The 16,084-nt window shown below is 27.9% G+C and carries 16 protein-coding genes and 4 pseudogenes; 18 read left to right on the top strand and 2 right to left on the bottom strand.

Annotated features, from left to right (window positions below; all coding sequences use genetic code 11):
- Positions 1 to 14: 14 nt before the first annotated feature.
- The 8 genes and pseudogenes from DJ007_RS05165 (at position 15) to DJ007_RS05125 (ending at position 7,571) form a co-directional block, all read left to right on the top strand.
- A complete protein-coding gene (locus tag DJ007_RS05165; RefSeq protein ID WP_129408632.1) occupies positions 15 to 614 on the top strand; it encodes a hypothetical protein in 600 nt (199 codons plus the stop codon).
- A complete protein-coding gene (locus DJ007_RS05160; RefSeq protein WP_129408631.1) occupies positions 598 to 1,359 on the top strand; it encodes a hypothetical protein in 762 nt (253 codons plus the stop codon). The genes DJ007_RS05165 and DJ007_RS05160 overlap by 17 nt, the downstream gene beginning before the upstream one ends.
- Positions 1,360 to 1,450: 91 nt before the next feature.
- Positions 1,451 to 2,226: pseudogene (gene sufC, locus DJ007_RS19990) on the top strand (Fe-S cluster assembly ATPase SufC).
- 1 nt (position 2,227) lies between these two features.
- Entirely contained in the window at positions 2,228 to 3,643 is a 1,416-nt protein-coding gene (sufB, locus tag DJ007_RS05150; RefSeq protein ID WP_129408630.1) for a Fe-S cluster assembly protein SufB, read from the top strand.
- 369 nt (positions 3,644 to 4,012) lie between these two features.
- Positions 4,013 to 4,752 (top strand): annotated as a pseudogene (locus DJ007_RS05145) (SufB/SufD family protein); the annotation flags it as partial.
- Positions 4,753 to 4,875: 123 nt separating this feature from the next.
- A pseudogene (locus DJ007_RS05135) lies at positions 4,876 to 6,086 on the top strand (aminotransferase class V-fold PLP-dependent enzyme).
- Positions 6,083 to 6,508, top strand: coding sequence for a Fe-S cluster assembly sulfur transfer protein SufU (gene sufU / locus DJ007_RS05130; RefSeq protein ID WP_129408628.1), 426 nt, complete (start codon positions 6,083 to 6,085; stop codon positions 6,506 to 6,508). Before DJ007_RS05135 ends, sufU begins: the two are co-directional and overlap by 4 nt.
- Positions 6,509 to 6,632: 124 nt before the next feature.
- The gene (locus tag DJ007_RS05125; protein WP_129408627.1) at positions 6,633 to 7,571 is read left to right on the top strand and encodes a GAF domain-containing protein; all 939 of its coding nucleotides are present in this window, start codon (positions 6,633 to 6,635) and stop codon (positions 7,569 to 7,571) included.
- Between the two features lie 53 nt (positions 7,572 to 7,624).
- On the opposite strand, the gene DJ007_RS05120 is transcribed toward DJ007_RS05125, so the two are convergent.
- Both DJ007_RS05120 and DJ007_RS05115 read right to left on the bottom strand, forming a co-directional pair.
- Positions 7,625 to 7,987, bottom strand: coding sequence for an HsmA family protein (locus tag DJ007_RS05120; RefSeq protein ID WP_129408626.1), 363 nt, complete (start codon positions 7,985 to 7,987; stop codon positions 7,625 to 7,627).
- Entirely contained in the window at positions 7,981 to 8,478 is a 498-nt protein-coding gene (locus DJ007_RS05115; RefSeq protein WP_129408625.1) for a TetR/AcrR family transcriptional regulator, read from the bottom strand. Before DJ007_RS05115 ends, DJ007_RS05120 begins: the two co-directional genes overlap by 7 nt.
- 240 nt (positions 8,479 to 8,718) lie before the next feature.
- Between DJ007_RS05115 and DJ007_RS05110 the strand changes: the two are divergent.
- From DJ007_RS05110 to DJ007_RS05080, 10 genes and pseudogenes are all read left to right on the top strand, one after another.
- Positions 8,719 to 10,679 (top strand): annotated as a pseudogene (locus tag DJ007_RS05110) (ROK family protein); the annotation flags it as partial.
- A gap of 105 nt (positions 10,680 to 10,784) precedes the next feature.
- The gene (locus DJ007_RS19985) at positions 10,785 to 11,243 is read left to right on the top strand and encodes a hypothetical protein (RefSeq protein ID WP_368359566.1); all 459 of its coding nucleotides are present in this window, start codon (positions 10,785 to 10,787) and stop codon (positions 11,241 to 11,243) included.
- Entirely contained in the window at positions 11,240 to 11,851 is a 612-nt protein-coding gene (locus tag DJ007_RS18900; protein WP_206076125.1) for an extracellular solute-binding protein, read from the top strand. The genes DJ007_RS19985 and DJ007_RS18900 overlap by 4 nt, the downstream gene beginning before the upstream one ends.
- Entirely contained in the window at positions 11,797 to 12,447 is a 651-nt protein-coding gene (locus DJ007_RS18895) for an extracellular solute-binding protein (protein WP_276318697.1), read from the top strand. Before DJ007_RS18900 ends, DJ007_RS18895 begins: the two co-directional genes overlap by 55 nt.
- A 53-nt stretch (positions 12,448 to 12,500) precedes the next feature.
- Positions 12,501 to 13,376: a carbohydrate ABC transporter permease gene (locus DJ007_RS05095; protein ID WP_129408622.1), complete on the top strand. Its 876-nt coding sequence runs from the start codon at positions 12,501 to 12,503 to the stop codon at positions 13,374 to 13,376.
- Positions 13,376 to 13,771 (top strand): hypothetical protein, encoded by a 396-nt coding sequence (locus DJ007_RS15580; protein ID WP_206076123.1) that lies wholly within the window; start codon positions 13,376 to 13,378, stop codon positions 13,769 to 13,771. The genes DJ007_RS05095 and DJ007_RS15580 overlap by 1 nt, the downstream gene beginning before the upstream one ends.
- 53 nt (positions 13,772 to 13,824) lie before the next feature.
- On the top strand, positions 13,825 to 14,598 hold the full coding sequence (locus DJ007_RS15575) for a carbohydrate ABC transporter permease (protein WP_206076122.1): 774 nt from the start codon (positions 13,825 to 13,827) through the stop codon (positions 14,596 to 14,598).
- A 138-nt stretch (positions 14,599 to 14,736) separates the two neighbouring features.
- Positions 14,737 to 15,045 carry an SIS domain-containing protein gene (locus tag DJ007_RS17195; protein ID WP_240739294.1) on the top strand — a complete coding sequence of 103 codons (309 nt, stop codon included), beginning with the start codon at positions 14,737 to 14,739 and terminating at the stop codon, positions 15,043 to 15,045.
- Positions 15,018 to 15,530: an SIS domain-containing protein gene (locus DJ007_RS17190; RefSeq protein WP_368359564.1), complete on the top strand. Its 513-nt coding sequence runs from the start codon at positions 15,018 to 15,020 to the stop codon at positions 15,528 to 15,530. Before DJ007_RS17195 ends, DJ007_RS17190 begins: the two co-directional genes overlap by 28 nt.
- Before the next feature lie 137 nt (positions 15,531 to 15,667).
- Positions 15,668 to 15,877 carry an amidohydrolase family protein gene (locus DJ007_RS05080; protein WP_129408621.1) on the top strand — a complete coding sequence of 70 codons (210 nt, stop codon included), beginning with the start codon at positions 15,668 to 15,670 and terminating at the stop codon, positions 15,875 to 15,877.
- The last annotated feature ends 207 nt before the right edge of the window (positions 15,878 to 16,084 follow it).

The raw sequence follows: 16,084 nt of genomic DNA, 5'->3' as shown, positions 1-16,084 counted from the left end.
TTGGGAGTGAAAATTTGAAAATTTTTGCAGGTCACCCCATTCATTTAATGGAATTTGAAAATGAAAATATAAATCTAAATATTACATCCCACTCCTGGTCTTTTTTAGGCCAGAGTGGGGTTTCTGTAATATTAAATAAAGATATGATAAATCTTTTTGACGGCTTATCTGAAGAAAATTTAAACCTATTTGAAGAAAGAATAATAAACATAAATGACGAAAATAAAATTTGTTTTCTTTTACAACAGGAAGGTTTTAAATTTGAAAATTACTTTTATGCAAAAATGAGAAATATTGATTTAATTGTTTTGAGAATAGATCTTTTAAACAAATCTCATTATGATTATCTTTTAAACGTTATTATTTCAAACATGTTTCTTGTAAAAATACCAATTTTATTATTTAAAATATTTAAAGATGCTCATGATATATCTTATTTCTATCCAGATAGAAACGATTATGTTATTTTCAAAGATTCTCCATATGCTTATATTGAAATAAATAAAGCAAAAGATAATATTATTATGTTGCATGGATATTATAGAAATATGCTTCACAACAAATTGTCTTCCTTCTTGAAAAAAGTGGGTGACTACAATGAAAAATATAATTGATATCTTAATTGAAAAATGGCTATTTAAAATAATAAAAAGCGCTTATTATAAACCTTTCACAGAAATCAGAAATGATGATTCTCACTTTTACTTTATAAATTTTGGAACATTATCACTTAATTTCTTTAAATTAAAATCTTTATCCAACTTAACTCAACAGCTAAGAAATAGCATTAATTTTAGAAACAAGCTGGGAATTATCACATTGAATAATTGTCCATCAAAATATATACGTTATATATCAGAAATTGCAGAAATTTTCGATATTCCTCTTATTGCTATTATTAAAAAAGATACATACTTATTAAAAGAAAATACTTTAAAGAAAGTAAATAATAACGATTCTATTTACCTTAAAACTACAAAATTTTATTTTTTAAATAATTCTTCTGAACTATTATATCAGTTAATGGACATCCGATTGGAAAATCCGGATTTCTTAATGGTGAATAATTTACATTGTAATCTGGATAATCTGGAGCAAAATGCTATTTCTTCTTCATTATCTACATATTTATTATCTTTCGATAATAATAAAATTACTATTTTTAAACCTGAAAATAATAAACCCATTGAATATAAACTAAAAGAACATTTTATTCTAAAATTTAATCTAAACACTCTTACAAAATTCAAAAATGGAATAACAAAATTAGATGAAAAAAACTGGAAATATTACTCAAATACATATAATTATAATCGACTCAAAGGAGTCGATTTTTTTAATATAAATTCCTCATATTAGTTACAAAAAGTACAAAATATAATTTGACTTTTTTTATCTAATTTAGTATAATGATAGTAGAATAAATACGACAAAAAAGGGAGGAATTAAAATGTTGTTAGAAGTGAAGAATCTTAGAGCTAAAGTTATTGAAGATGACAAAGAAATATTAAAAGGAGTTAATTTGAATATAAAACCGGGAGAAATACATGTATTAATGGGCCCAAATGGCTCAGGAAAATCAACATTATCAAACGTAATAATGGGATCACCAAAGTTTGAAGTAACCGACGGTGAAGTTTTATTCGAAGGTGAAAATATCCTCGAATTAGACACAAACGAAAGAGCAAAAAAAGGAATATTCTTAACCTTTCAGCATCCACAAGAAATAGAAGGAGTTAAAATGAGACAATTCCTTATTAATGCATATAGGCACATGCATCCAGACGAAAAGGTTTCACCAATTGAATTAAACAAAAGATTAAAAAAACTATGTGAAAAAATAAATCTTAAACCGGAATTTTTAGATAGATATGTAAATTCTGGATTTTCTGGCGGAGAAAAGAAAAAAGTGAAATATTACAATTATTCTTTTTACAACCAAAATTAGTTATTATAGATGAAATTGATTCCGGACTTGATGTTGATGCTTTACGTGATGTAGCTGAAGCTATAAATAAATTAAAAACAGATGATATGAGTATATTAATGATTACTCACTATCAACGAATATTAAAATATTTACATCCAGATTTCGTACATGTTTATGTTGACGGAAAAATAGTATATACTGGTGATGCAAAATTAGCAGAAGAAATTGAAGAAAAAGGTTATACAGTATTAAGCGAATATGTTGATGTAGATGCAAATACTGTAAAGGAGTGGTAATATGAAAGATGTTAATGAAATAAATTATGAAGATTTAATGATAAATCAATCAAAGTTTGATTTTAGAAATGAAGCTAAATATGCTTACAAAACCCCTCCAGGATTAAATGAAAAGGTTATAAGAGAAATATCAGAAGCTAAAAATGAGCCTAAATGGATGTTAGAACATAGATTACAGGCTTTTAAAATATTTGAAAATTATCATGAACCACATTTTGGTGTGGATATAACAAATTTAGATTTAAGCAAATTAATAGCATATATGAAACCAGATGCAAAAAAATCCACATCATGGGATGACGTTCCAGAAGAAATAAAAGATACATTTGAAAAACTCGGTATTCCAGAAGCTGAAAGAAAAGCATTAGCCGGGGTGGGTGCCCAATACGATTCAGAAGTTGTATATCAACATATACAAAAAGAATTAAATGATTTAGGAGTTATTTTCCTTGATATGGAAACAGCCGTAAAAGAATACCCTGATCTTGTCAAAGAATACTTTATGAAACTTGTCCCTTCACATAATCATAGATATGCTGCTATTCATGGAGCATTGTGGAGTGGAGGTTCATTTCTATATGTCCCGAAAGGGGTTAAAGTACCTTTACCTCTTCAAGCATATTTTAGAATGAATAATCCTGGTATGAGCCAATTAGAGCATACATTAATAATCGCTGATGAAGGATCTGAAGTTGAATTTATAGAAGGATGTTCTGCACCATTTTATAATGTAACTAACTTGCATGCTGGCATGGTGGAAATATATGTAAAAAAGGGTGCTAAAATGAAATATTCTACAATTCAAAACTGGAGTAAAAACACATACAATTTAAATACCAAAAGAGCAATTGTAGATGAAGATGGATCAATGGAATGGGTATCCGGTTCCTTAGGTAGTTTTAAAACGATGTTATACCCAATGACAATATTAAGAGGAAAAGGCGCTAAAAACAGCTCTGTAACTCTAACCTATGCAGGACCAAATCAACATTTAGATACCGGCTCAAAAGTTTTTCATCTTGCTCCATATACAAGCTCTATTGTAAATGCAAGAAGTATTAGTATTGGTGGAGGATGGGCATTTTATAGAGGCTGGGTAAAAATTGGAGAAAACGCAAAAGGAGCAAAATCCTCTGTTGAATGTAATGCTTTAATGCTTGATAATAAATCAAAAAGTGATACTGTTCCTTTAATAGAAGTATTTACCGATGATGCAGACGTTGGTCATGAAGCAAAAATTGGAAGAATCAGTGAAGAACAAATTTATTATTTAATGTCAAGAGGATTATCAGAAATAGATGCAAAAAACATGATTGTAAGAGGATTTATTGAACCGTTGGTAAAAGAATTACCTCTTGAATATGCACTTGAATTAAATAAACTAATTAATTTAGAAGTTGAGTCATCTATAGGATAAAACTCTATTTTGATTTAAAAATTTAAATAAATTATCATCACCGGAGGTGTGTTTATGTATGAAAAGGCTCTTATTTTAAAGCATAATGATTTTTTGCAACAGAATGGAAAGTGCCAGAAGTAAAATCAGAAAAAGAATATGGTATAATTGAAATAGATAAATCAAAAAATATTTCATAAATGAAAATTAAATAATTTTAGATTAAATAGATTTGAAGAATATAAAAAATTAGGGTTCCCGAAATGGAAAAGATCAAAGTTAAACGGTTTTGATCCACTTCCATTTGTTCCAAAATTCAATTCTCTAAATTCGGAAAATTTAAAAAGCTTAAATGATCTGGATGATGAAGGTATTGAAATTTTAAATAAAATGGATTTTGATGGTTCCCACAGAAAGTTTCTTTTAATGTCTGATGTATTTTTTAACAGTGGATTTTATTTAAAAACTACAGAAAATCAGGAAAATGCTATTTATACAGTAGAATCATCAATTGATAATAATAATCCATTATATGATTTAGGTATAATTAATTTAGCTGAAAATAGTAAAGCTACTTTGATTAGATTTACAAAGTCCAATGGAAACAGTTCAAAAATTTCCTCATTAAGAGGAAAATTAAAAGAAAACTCAGAATTAACTGTAATTAACTTAAACTTATTTAAAAATGATATTTCTACAGATAATATATTTTTTGATATAGGTAAAAATGCGAAACTAACAATGTATGATATTAATATAGGCGGAAAAGTAACTGCTCCACATATTGTAATAAGAATGGCCGAAGAAAATGGTAATGTAAACATATATCCATATTATTTAACTCAAAATGATGAAATAATAGATATGTTCTATTTAATTAGATATTATGCACCTGAAACATTTGGTCATATTATTGGTCATGGCGTTTTAATGGACGAATCAAGAGTAATATTCAGAGGCAATCTTGATATAAAAAAGGTGCAAAAAACGCTGATGCCGGTGAACAGGATTTTAATCTGGTTCTTTCAGATAAAGCAAAAGTTATGGCATATCCTTCATTATATGTTGATGAAAATGATGTGAATGCCGGACATGCTGCAAGTATTGGTAGTATTGATGAAGATAAACTATATTATATGATGACAAGAGGTTACTCAAAAAGTGCTGCAAAAAAGGAAATTGCTTCAGGTATATTTGAACCAGCAATAGAAATTTTAAGAAAATTCAATTCTAAATTAGCGGGGAATTATATGATGCTATCCAGAAAAGATTTGATAGAGAATTTTCCGATTCTGAATAGAGAAATTAACGGAAAAAAAGTAATATATTTTGATAATGCCGCAACCACTCTAACTCCAGTTAAAGTAACAACTGCTATAAAAGATTTTTATGATTATCATAATGCAAATGTCCATCGAGGTGCTCATTTACTTTCAAATGAAGCTACAGAGATGTATGAAAATTCAAGAAAAACAGTCGCTAAATTTATAAACGCTAAAACGCAAGAAACAATCTTTACAAGAGGAACTACAGAATCTATCAATCTATTTGCATATTCCATAGGAAAAAGCGGCTGGTTAGAAAACAAAGAAGTTTTAATTACAACAATAGAACATCATTCTAATTTTGTTCCATGGCAACAATTAGCTAATACCTTTAATTTTAGAGTAAATTATTATAATCCAGAAAATGGTATTTTTAATTTAGATGAATTCATCTCTCATATTAACGAAAACACAAAATTAATAAGTGTTAGTGGAATGTCAAATGTAACAGGTCAAATAATCCCCATTAAAGAAATAATAAAATATGCTCATGAAAGAGATATTTTAGTCCATGTAGACGGAGCACAATTAGTCCCACATTTTGGTATAGATGTTAAAGAGCTTGATGTTGATTTCCTTTCTTTCTCAGGACATAAAATGTTAGGGCCAATGGGTATAGGTGTTTTTTATGGAAAGAAAAAACTACTAAAAAAGTTGCCTCCTTTCCATTATGGAGGAGAAATGATAAATTGGGTAAGCATTGAACAAACTGATTTTGCAGAATTACCAGAAAAGTTTCAAGCAGGAACTCCTAATGTTGGTGGAGCAGTGGGACTAAAAGTTGCCATTGATTATATAAATGAAATTGGCATGAAAAATATAATAAATCATTCAAAAAAACTAACTGACTATGCTATAAAAAAAATAAAAGAACTTGATTTTATAAAATTATATATACCAGAAAAATCTTCATCTATTATTACCTTTAATATTGATACAGTACATCCCATGATGTTGCACAAATACTCAGTGATAAATTTGGAATAGCTGTAAGAAGTGGTCATTTATGTGCACAACCGCTTTTAAAACAATTAGGAACAAAATCTGTTTGCAGAGCAAGTTTTTATTTTTATAACACTGAAGAAGAAGTTGACAAATTAATCGAAGGCTTAAAATATATTAAGGAGTGGTTTAAATGAGTCTTGAAGACTTATACTCAGATATTATATTAGATTATGCAAGAAACCCACAATTTCAAGGTGAAATACCAGATGCTACAATAAAGGAAGATGGGAAAAACCTATCCTGTGGGGATGAAATCACATTATATTTAAAAATAGAAAATAATATAGTAAAAGAAGCTAAATTTAGTGGTCACGGATGTATAGTAAGTCAATCTTCTGCTGCGCTATTATGCGAAACAATAGAAGGAAAAACACTTGAAGATACCAGAAAAATACTCGACGAAGTTGAAAAGATGGCTCAGGGTGAAGAATTTAATGAAGATTTAATTGGAAATGTTGCAATATATTCTGAAATCTCAAAATTTCCTGTAAGAGTAAAATGTTTCACTCTTGCATGGCATACACTTGAAAACTCTATAGAAGATTTTGAAGAGTAAAAACTCCTTTGGGAGTTTTTCTATTTTTTATATTATATATGTTAAAATATTCATTATTGATGATTTTTATTTGACAAATATTATTTTTTTTTGATATAATCAATTTATACATGAAAAATAGGGGATGGTTATAATTAAAGATGAAAATATTATATCATTTTTTTCAACCTTGCTTAAGACTTTTGGAAAAAAGACATTTAAAGATTTTTATGATATGCAGTGCATTTTTGAACCTCTTTTATCAAAAATACTTTCACTAAATCCGATATTAACAAGCGGAAGCATTATTCTTCGTGATATTGATGGTTATTTTAAATACATTGCTGTAAAGGGCCATGATATGTCCATATTAAAAGAAATTAAATTCAGCAAAGACAATATATCCGAAGAAAGTTTTCATGGTATTCGCCTTATAAAATCAAAAATGCTAAAAGAATCAAAAGAACAGATTGAATTGCTTGTAAAAGGTGGAAATTTATTGAAGCTAAAGTCTTACCTTTCAATCCCTATCTATGTAAATAATAATACCATTGGTTTTTTAAATCTCGATAATTACAGCGAAAAAAACATCTTTACAAATAATATTATAAGCATGGCTAAAGTTTTTGCTGATTTTATGGGAATTTTGTACCATAATATCTTGATAAAGAGAGAATTATGTATTAGAAATGAAATGTTAAAAAAAGCTGAAATTATAAATAATAATAATTTATATACAAAAAACTTTATCCTAAAAAAAGCTGAAGAATTTTTTGAAAATTATGAAGAATTTGTTTTTTTAATAATAAAACTAAAATCTCAAATGGATAGAAAATCATTAAAATGTATTATAAGACGGGTAAATTCACTATTTGAAGATGACTTTGTTGCTTTTGAAAATAATACATTTTTTGTATTATCTGAATACATTTCAGATTATTTTCTAAAAAACGAAGTGACCAATAAACTCAAAGAACCATTATATTGGAATTCTTTAATAATACCTGATTTTGAATATTACTTCTATAACATACCAGAGGATTTAAAAAATATAAAAGAATTAAAAGAAACAATGGAAGTGTAGATATCACACTTCCATTGTTATATAATCCACAATCATAACAAATAGTTAAACTATTATCTGCTCACTCCAAAAAACATACCACTTAAAAATGGGATAAGCCAGACAAGCCAAACAAAAAAACTAAATTTATGAAAATTTTTAAGCCATTTTTCATCTTTCTTTAAATAAACAGTTGTTCCCCATAATGCATGAATTAACATTAAAATTATTGCAGCCATTCCTGTAATTTTATGAAATGGTTGTGGATTTTTTGAAATCATGGCCATAAAAGATGTCCCTGTAGTATCAAAAAATAAACCTATCCAAAATAAAGATAAAAACTTCTTATTTAAGATTTTTTTAATCTTTTCTCCCCAAACACCCCATGTATAAAAAATAAAAGCCAATACAATACTTACTACTGCTATTATTAACATTCTATCATTCCTTTCAATAGTATTTTTTTTAATTCTTCATAATTTACAAAATTCCACGTTGCCGTTGCCATCAAATTTTGAATAATAAACCCAGGATTTTTAAATTTTGTTTTCTCTTTAATAAGATTTTCTATTTCTTTTATCATTAAATTTCTGTTTTCAGGAATTTTTTTAAGGTTATTATTCCTCCACATATCCTTATACATCTTTTGATAGTTATAAATTGCTTCGTATAAATCATCAATAAAATCTGATATATTATTGTATTTCTTATTTTTCATCATTTTTAGTTTCTCTTTCCAATATATTTCTATAGTTCTCAATATGATTTCCTCTTTATTTTTAAAATAATTGTATATAGTTCCGCTTCCTATTCTGGAAATTTTTGCTATATGTCTTATACTCAATTTATTTATTCCATCATCTTTTATAATCTTCATTGCTACTTCTAAAATTCTTTTTTCTAAATTTCTAATAATCTTTGGCATCATCTCACCTCACTTTATATGAACACTGTTCATTTTACAGCACATTCATTACTTTAAAATTAAAATTTGTTTAAAATAATAAAAATAAAGTTTTTAACCTTTCTTTAAATATTTTTGTCTAATTTCTCTTAATCTCTTTTAATCATTCTTAATTCATAAAATTTCCATTTTATTTTTTATGTTAACTGTGTTATATTTTAATTAGTTGATTGAAACAACCAACTAATTAAATGGGGTGAAATAATGATAAAAATAACAGATTCATTGATAAAGGTACTCAATTTTATATGGAAAAACGAACAAACATCATTAATGGAAATATCGAAAAAAACAAAGTTAGAGAAATCTACTGTATCAAGGACATTAAACAAATTAAAAGAAATAAATTTAGTTAAAAAAATCGGTGAAATAGACGCTTCACCACAGGGTGGAAGAAAAACCAACATTTTGTCTTTAAATCATACTGCTGGAAAAATAATGGGAATATCGGTAGAACAGGATGGAATAGAATATGTAATAACTTATTTAAATGGCAATATGATAAAAAAAGAAAGAATAAATGAAGAAATTTCGGAAGAGAATATTATTCAAAAGATTTTAGAAGTTATAAACATAAACATGGATGAAAATGTATATGGTATAGGGATTTCTGTTCCTGGAATTATAGATTCAAAAGAGGGAATAATCATACATTCAAAAGCTCTTAAAATTAAAGATTTCGCTTTAGTTTCTGAAATTGAGAAGTATATTGATATTCCTATTTTTATAGAAAATGATAGTAATTGTGGAGCGTTATATTTTAATTTAAATAACAAGAAAAAATCAAAAAATGTGTTATATTTTCATATTTCTATTCCGTATCATATTAAAGATTCAATAGGTATAGGTACCGGGATTATTATAAAAAATAAACTATATCATGGCAGCAATAATTTATCAGGTGAGGTTGAAATTAGACATCCATTGCTTAATGTGAAAAATAATATTACCTTTGCTGATGTATTGAAATACGATGAAGAGAAAATATTATCTGAAGGAAAGGAATTTTTAGATTTTTATTCATATGAGTTAGCAAAGATTATAAGTGTTTTTGATCCGGATGCTGTATTAATTGGAGGAAATATTACATTACTTCCAAAAAGATTTATGGATACTTTTATTGATAATATAAATAAAAAAATCTTTTTAAATGAAATAAGAAAGTTATGTATAGATTATGCATCTTCTCAGGATTTTTTAACCTCTCATGGTGCGGCATCGCTTATTTTACATAAATTATTTTCCACAAATGACGGCATAGAAAAATTCTTAACTAAATATTTGAAAAAGAGGGATAATATGAAATTTGGTAAACTTTTTTTTCTTGGATTTCCAGATGGCCTTGATGATGAAGCATTGGAAATCATAAGTAAATATAAACCGGCCGGGATTATTTTATATCCAGATAATATGAAAAGTTTAGAAGAATTACAGATATCTATGGATAAATTATACTCATTGGATTTGCCATTATTGATATCTTCAGATCACGAAGGAGGACAATTGGAAACTGTACCGGGAATTCTTTCTTTTTCAGGTAATTATGCTATGGGAAGATTAAATAAACCAGAGATAGCATATGAATACGGAAAATATCTTGGAAATAAGTTAAAAGAATATGGTTTTAATATGGTTTTTTCTCCTGTTCTTGATGTTTTACACAAAAATTCCAGTGCAGTTACCGGATTTAGGGCATTTTCAACATCTGCCGATATTGTAGCGGAATATGGATTAAGTTATATAAAAGGATTAAAAGAACAGGGATATTACCTACTGCAAAACATTTCCCGGGTCACGGAAAGGCTACACAGGATTCTCATGAAGAAACTACTATAGTAAACGATTTTTCTTTTGAAGATGAGGATATTATTCCATTTAAAGAAGTATTAAATGATGTAGAAATGATAATGACTTCGCATGTTATTTATAAGCCTCTTGATGATGATATTGCAAGTGTATCAAAGGTAATAATGGATGAATTATTGAAAAAATATTTAAAGTACGAAGGCTTAATTATTAGTGATGCAATAGAGATGAAGGCTTTTTATAATAATTATTTTTCTAAAGAAGGGGTATCAAAATTTTTTAATAGCGGTGGAGATATATTATTAGTGGCAGAAGCACGAAAGAACTTTAAACCATTATACAGATATCTTGAAGAGCTGGTAGAAGAGAAAAAAATAGATGAGAATATATTAAATCAAAAGATAGAAAAAATCAATAAATTACAGAAAGAATATTATAACAAAAACTATACAGGAAAAATTTTAATGGATATATCTAAAAAAGCATTAAAAATGAATATTAAAGGAAATATCAATTCAAAGAAGTTGGTTTTCTTAATTCCAGAAGCAAAAAATTTAAGTCCAGCCGATACAACAGCAAATGATTTAGAAAAGTTGGAAACTTTAATACAATTTGAGTTTAAAGGCAGTAAAGTTATAAAATATGACCCATTTAATGGAGTAGTTAATGAACTTCCCAACAAAGACGAAACGGTTATTTCTTTTGTCCTTGATTCCTTTAGGTTTGAGAAACAATTAAATTTACAAAAGAAATTAAAGAGTTTTTCTGATGATGTTATTTATGTGATTATTAGAAATGATGAAGATTTAGAACATTATATTTTAGAATCATATATAGTTACGTATTCAACGAAATTAATTTCAATATATCAGGCTATTAAAGCTATTAAAAAGAACATTTTAAAAGGGGAGGTTTCATTATGAAAAAGTTGGTATTGGTAGTATTGTTAAGTGTGTTAGTAGTATTTGCTTTTGGTAAAACCAGGATAACTTTCTGGGGATTTATGTTGAATGATGAATCTTCTAAAAAGATTCTTGGAGAATTTATGAAGGAAAATCCAGATATTGAAGTTGAGTATGTTCAGTTATCCTGGTCAAATGGTTTTGACAAAATCGTTACTTCAATTGCAGCAAATAACGCACCAGATGTTGTAGAACTTGGTAATACATGGGTAGCTAACTTTGCAAGTCAGGACGCTATTTTAAAAATGGACGATTATGCATCAAAAGTAAAAGATAAATATTTTGGCTGGGATTCAGTAGAATATAATGGACATTACTGGGCATTACCATGGTTATTGGGAACAAGAGCTTTATTTTTTAATTTAGACTTATTTGAAAAAGCAGGATTAGATCCAAATACCCCACCAGAAACATGGGAAGAATTATATGATGCTGCACAAAAAATCGATGCTTTAGGTGATGATATATATGGTTTTGGTATGTGTGCAGGAGAAAGTTTCAGTCCGTGGCAACAATGGTTTTTACCAGCAGTCTGGGAAATGAAGCATCAATTTTATCAAAAGATATGAAAAAATCATTGTTATACTCAACAAAGGTTATAGAAACAGCAAAATTCTATCAAGCATTATCCAAATATTCCTTAAAAACAAAACAAGCAGATTTAGCTAAAGCATTTGGTGAAGGAAAATTAGGTATGTATGTTAGTGGTGCATGGGATATATCAGGTATAGAAAGCAATTATCCAAATATTTTATTTGATGTAGCATTATTACCAAAACCAAATAAATGGAGTGGAACCCATGCTTCATTTGCAGGTGCAGAAGTATTGGCTATAACAAAACAATCAAAAAATCAGGAAGCAGCTTTAAAGTTAATTGAATACTTATTGAGATCTGATGTTGCAATGCAGGTAACAAAATTAGTTCCATCTGTATTCCCATCAGTGGTTGGTGCAGATAAAGATCCATGGTTTGAAGATCATCCAATGCATCAGGTTTTCTATGAACAAAATAAATACGCAAAACCTGCTCCATCACATCCACAATGGTTTAAAATACAACAATATTTAACAGAAGCTATTGAAAAAATCGTTCTTGAAAATGAAAACGTTGAAAGCACATTAAGATACTATAATTTAAAAATCCAACAATTATTGAACCATTAAAAAAAGTGCCTGTGCAAAGTCCCCCTTGCACAGGCGTCTTAAGGAGTGAAAAAATGAAAAGACAAACAAAATATAATCTTGAAACATTTATTCTATTATTACCATTCTTAATTATATTCATGATATTTGGAATTTTCCCCATAGGTTATTCATTTTTTATGAGTTTTACCGATTATAGTGGAATAAATCCTCACTATAATTTTGTTGGTCTGTCAAATTATATAAGAGCATTTCAAGATGAGGTTTTTCTCATTGCATTAAAGAATACATTTATCTTTGTTATTGGGACAATCCCATTTACAACAACATTTTCATTATTACTTGCGTTATTGATAAATAGCAAGCATCTGCCTTTCAAAGGACTTTTTAAAGCAGGGTTCTTTTTACCATCGGTTATATCAATGGTTGTTATATCCACAATATGGATCTATCTATACAGCGCAAATGGTTTCTTCAATAATATGATGAAGTTATTTGGAATGCATGCGCTGGATACCAGCTGGCTTGCTTCCACTAAAACCGCACTTATATCGATAATGATAATGGATATTTGGGCCGCTATAGGTTATTATACCATATTATTCTTAGCAGGTCTTCAGGGAATACCTGGAGAGGTATATGAGGCGGCATCTATTGATGGAGCTTCAAAAAAACAAACGTTTTTCAATATTACTCTACCCTTATTAAAACCAACATTGTTTTTCATTATTTCATTAAATACAATAAGATCATTTCAGATATTTGCTGAAATATTTACAATGACAGGTGGTGGACCTTCCAATTCAACACAAACGGTAGTTCATTATCTATACCAGACTTCATTTAGGCAATTTGAAATGGGATATGCATCTGCAATAGCATATATTTTAATGGCGATAATAATGGTATTTACCATAATTCAAAAGCGTCTTCTCAGGAGTGATATATAATGAAAAGATTTTTATTTTTAATCCTTATGTTCACATTGTTGATTATGTCTTTATTTCCATTAATAACCATGTTTTATACTGCAATTATACCAGAAGGAAACCTTACACACGTTATAAAAGAAAAGTATTTAAATGATTTTGAGATAAAGTATATAAGATATATAAAAAGAAAAGTGAAAACCTATGATGGGGCAAAGATTTCTATTTCAAAGGATTCACCTGAAACAAAACAAAGTTTGAAAATAGATTTAGAACCAGACAAAACTCAAAGAATTGCATTATTAACAAATGATCTGGATTTAAGAATGATGAAAAATTTGAGTTTTTTTATTAAGTCTGATATTAAAGATTTTAATATTATTTTTTATGATGTTGATGAAAACCAGACAAAATAGAAATTAATAATGATTCAGATAAATGGCATAAAATTTCTATAAGTTATAAACTATTGAAAAATAGAGAGGTTGATTTAAAGCATATAACAAAAATAGTTTTTTCATTTACACCTACTAAGGAAACAAGTGTATTTTTGGACGATTTTAAGATAGAATATAAGTATCCCACTTTATTGAATTTTATAAATGTATGGAAGGAAAATAATTTTGCAATATATATATTCAATAGTTTAATTGTGGCTATTATTGTTGTTATAGGTAATATTATATTTTCCACAATGGTTGCATATGGATTTGCAAGAAGGGAATTCTTTGGTAAGAATGTATTGTTTATGATAGTGCTTGCAACGATGATGATACCTCCACAAACAACTATTATCCCTATATTTATAATCATGAAAAATCTTGGTTGGATTGACACATATTATGCATTAACAATTCCATTTTTAGTAACGCCATTTGGTATATTTTTACTTAAACAGTATATAGAACAATTACCTATTGAGTTAGAACAGGCTGCATATGTGGATGGAGCAAATACATTTCAAATATTATTTAAAATCATCTTTCCATTATCAAAACCTGCGATAGCGGTTATGGCTATAAACACGTTTATAACTTCATGGAATATGTTGTTTTATCCATTGGTTATGACTACTTCAAAAGAGATGAGAACTGTTCAGGTAGGGCTTGCACTGTTTCAAAAGTTCAATCAGGTAGATTGGCCGACATTAATGGCAGCCTCATCTATAATAGGTATACCAGTTATAATCGCATTTTTAATATTCCAGAAACATATAATTTCTGGAATTACACAAGGGCGGTGAAAGGATGAATGGTAAATATACAATAAGAGAAATAAATAAAATACCTGAGTTATTAAAAAAGCAAAGGATTATAAAATTACATTTGATAAAAATAAGAAATATACATTTGTAGGTTGCGGTTCATCTTATAATCTTGGATTGATTATCACTAAAATGCTAAAAAAATATGGTTATTATTCAAATATAATTTCAGGCGGTGAAGTGATAGTTTTTGATACAATTCCAGAAACGGATATTGCCATATTTTTATCTCGAACAGGTGAATCCACAGAAACGGTAAAGGCTGTTGATAATTTTAAAAAGAGAAATATTAAAACAATAGGTATTACATGTACTCCTGATTCTTCCTTAACTAAGATATGTGATGAAACATTTGTTTTTGATTTTGCTAATGAAGAAAGTGTAGTTATGACCGGTTCATTTGTTTTATACTCAATTTTCTTTTAAATGGCATTAAATTCAACGATATTGCAAATGAGTCAGAGCAACTTCTATTAAATATTAAGAATTATATAGACTCAATTGATTTAAAAAAATATAATCATTTTGTATTTCTCGGTTTTGATGAACAATATGGTGTTTCAAAAGAAGGAGCATTAAAGATTCAAGAAATGGCTATACAAAATGTAGAATTTCATGAGCCACTTGAATACAGACATGGACCAAAGTCTACATTGACGGAACATTCTATTGTTATAATAAATTCCAAGGATACAGAAGAGGAATTGAAATTAGCAAAGGAATTGAAAGAATTTGGAGCTAAGACCATTCTTATAGGTAAAAATAAAGATATTGATATACCATATAATGATGGGTTTGAATCTCCATTAAAAATGATAATACCTCAATATATAGGTTATAAAAAGGCTTTAATTGAAGGTTATGACCCAGATCAACCAAGGAATTTAAGCAAATCTGTTATTTTAGATTAGAGGTGTATTATGGAAATAAAAAATGCCCTGATTGTTGATCCTATAGACGGAGAATATATTGGAGATATAATAATCAAAACAATAAAATAGAAAAAGTTATAAAAAAAGAAAGAGAATATAGTTATGACTATATTCTTATGCCTGGATTTGTTGATACGCATACTCATGGCTATATGGGAATAGATTTTATGACAGCAAGTAAAGAAGAGTTAAAAAAATGGGTGGAATTAAACTTTTCTCATGGTGTAACGAGATTTTACCCCACAACGGTTTCTGCGTCTATTGAACAATTAAAAAAATTACCTCTAAATTTCAACCAATATTATCCATTGCGGGTATTCATTTAGAAGGTCCATATATAAATAAAGCAAAAAAAGGGGCCCAAAATGAAGAGTATATATATCCACCAAAAATCAAAGATTTAAAAGCTATAATAAATGATTATGTAAAACTAATAACTATGGCACCAGAAATAGAAAAATTTTTTGATTGTGTTGAATATTTAAAGAGAAAAGACATAATAATATCTCTGGGACATTCTAATGGTAATTATG

Source organism: Marinitoga lauensis (assembly GCF_004135675.1).
GTDB classification, from domain to species: domain Bacteria; phylum Thermotogota; class Thermotogae; order Petrotogales; family Petrotogaceae; genus Marinitoga; species Marinitoga lauensis.
Note: the sequence above shows the minus strand (reverse complement) of the source record. Positions and strands in the feature narration are given on the sequence as shown.

Excerpts from the sequence above, each read along its gene's own strand:
- DJ007_RS05160 (WP_129408631.1), top strand. The coding sequence starts at position 598 with ATGAAAAATATAATTGATATCTTAATTGAAAAATGGCTATTTAAAATA.
- sufB (WP_129408630.1), top strand. The coding sequence starts at position 2,228 with ATGAAAGATGTTAATGAAATAAATTATGAAGATTTAATGATAAATCAA.
- sufU (WP_129408628.1), top strand. The coding sequence starts at position 6,083 with ATGAGTCTTGAAGACTTATACTCAGATATTATATTAGATTATGCAAGA.
- DJ007_RS05125 (WP_129408627.1), top strand. The coding sequence starts at position 6,633 with ATGGTTATAATTAAAGATGAAAATATTATATCATTTTTTTCAACCTTG.
- DJ007_RS05120 (WP_129408626.1), bottom strand. The coding sequence starts at position 7,987 with ATGTTAATAATAGCAGTAGTAAGTATTGTATTGGCTTTTATTTTTTAT.
- DJ007_RS05115 (WP_129408625.1), bottom strand. The coding sequence starts at position 8,478 with ATGATGCCAAAGATTATTAGAAATTTAGAAAAAAGAATTTTAGAAGTA.
- DJ007_RS19985 (WP_368359566.1), top strand. The coding sequence starts at position 10,785 with ATGGATATATCTAAAAAAGCATTAAAAATGAATATTAAAGGAAATATC.
- DJ007_RS18900 (WP_206076125.1), top strand. The coding sequence starts at position 11,240 with ATGAAAAAGTTGGTATTGGTAGTATTGTTAAGTGTGTTAGTAGTATTT.
- DJ007_RS18895 (WP_276318697.1), top strand. The coding sequence starts at position 11,797 with ATGGTTTTTACCAGCAGTCTGGGAAATGAAGCATCAATTTTATCAAAA.
- DJ007_RS05095 (WP_129408622.1), top strand. The coding sequence starts at position 12,501 with ATGAAAAGACAAACAAAATATAATCTTGAAACATTTATTCTATTATTA.
- DJ007_RS15580 (WP_206076123.1), top strand. The coding sequence starts at position 13,376 with ATGAAAAGATTTTTATTTTTAATCCTTATGTTCACATTGTTGATTATG.
- DJ007_RS05080 (WP_129408621.1), top strand. The coding sequence starts at position 15,668 with ATGCCTGGATTTGTTGATACGCATACTCATGGCTATATGGGAATAGAT.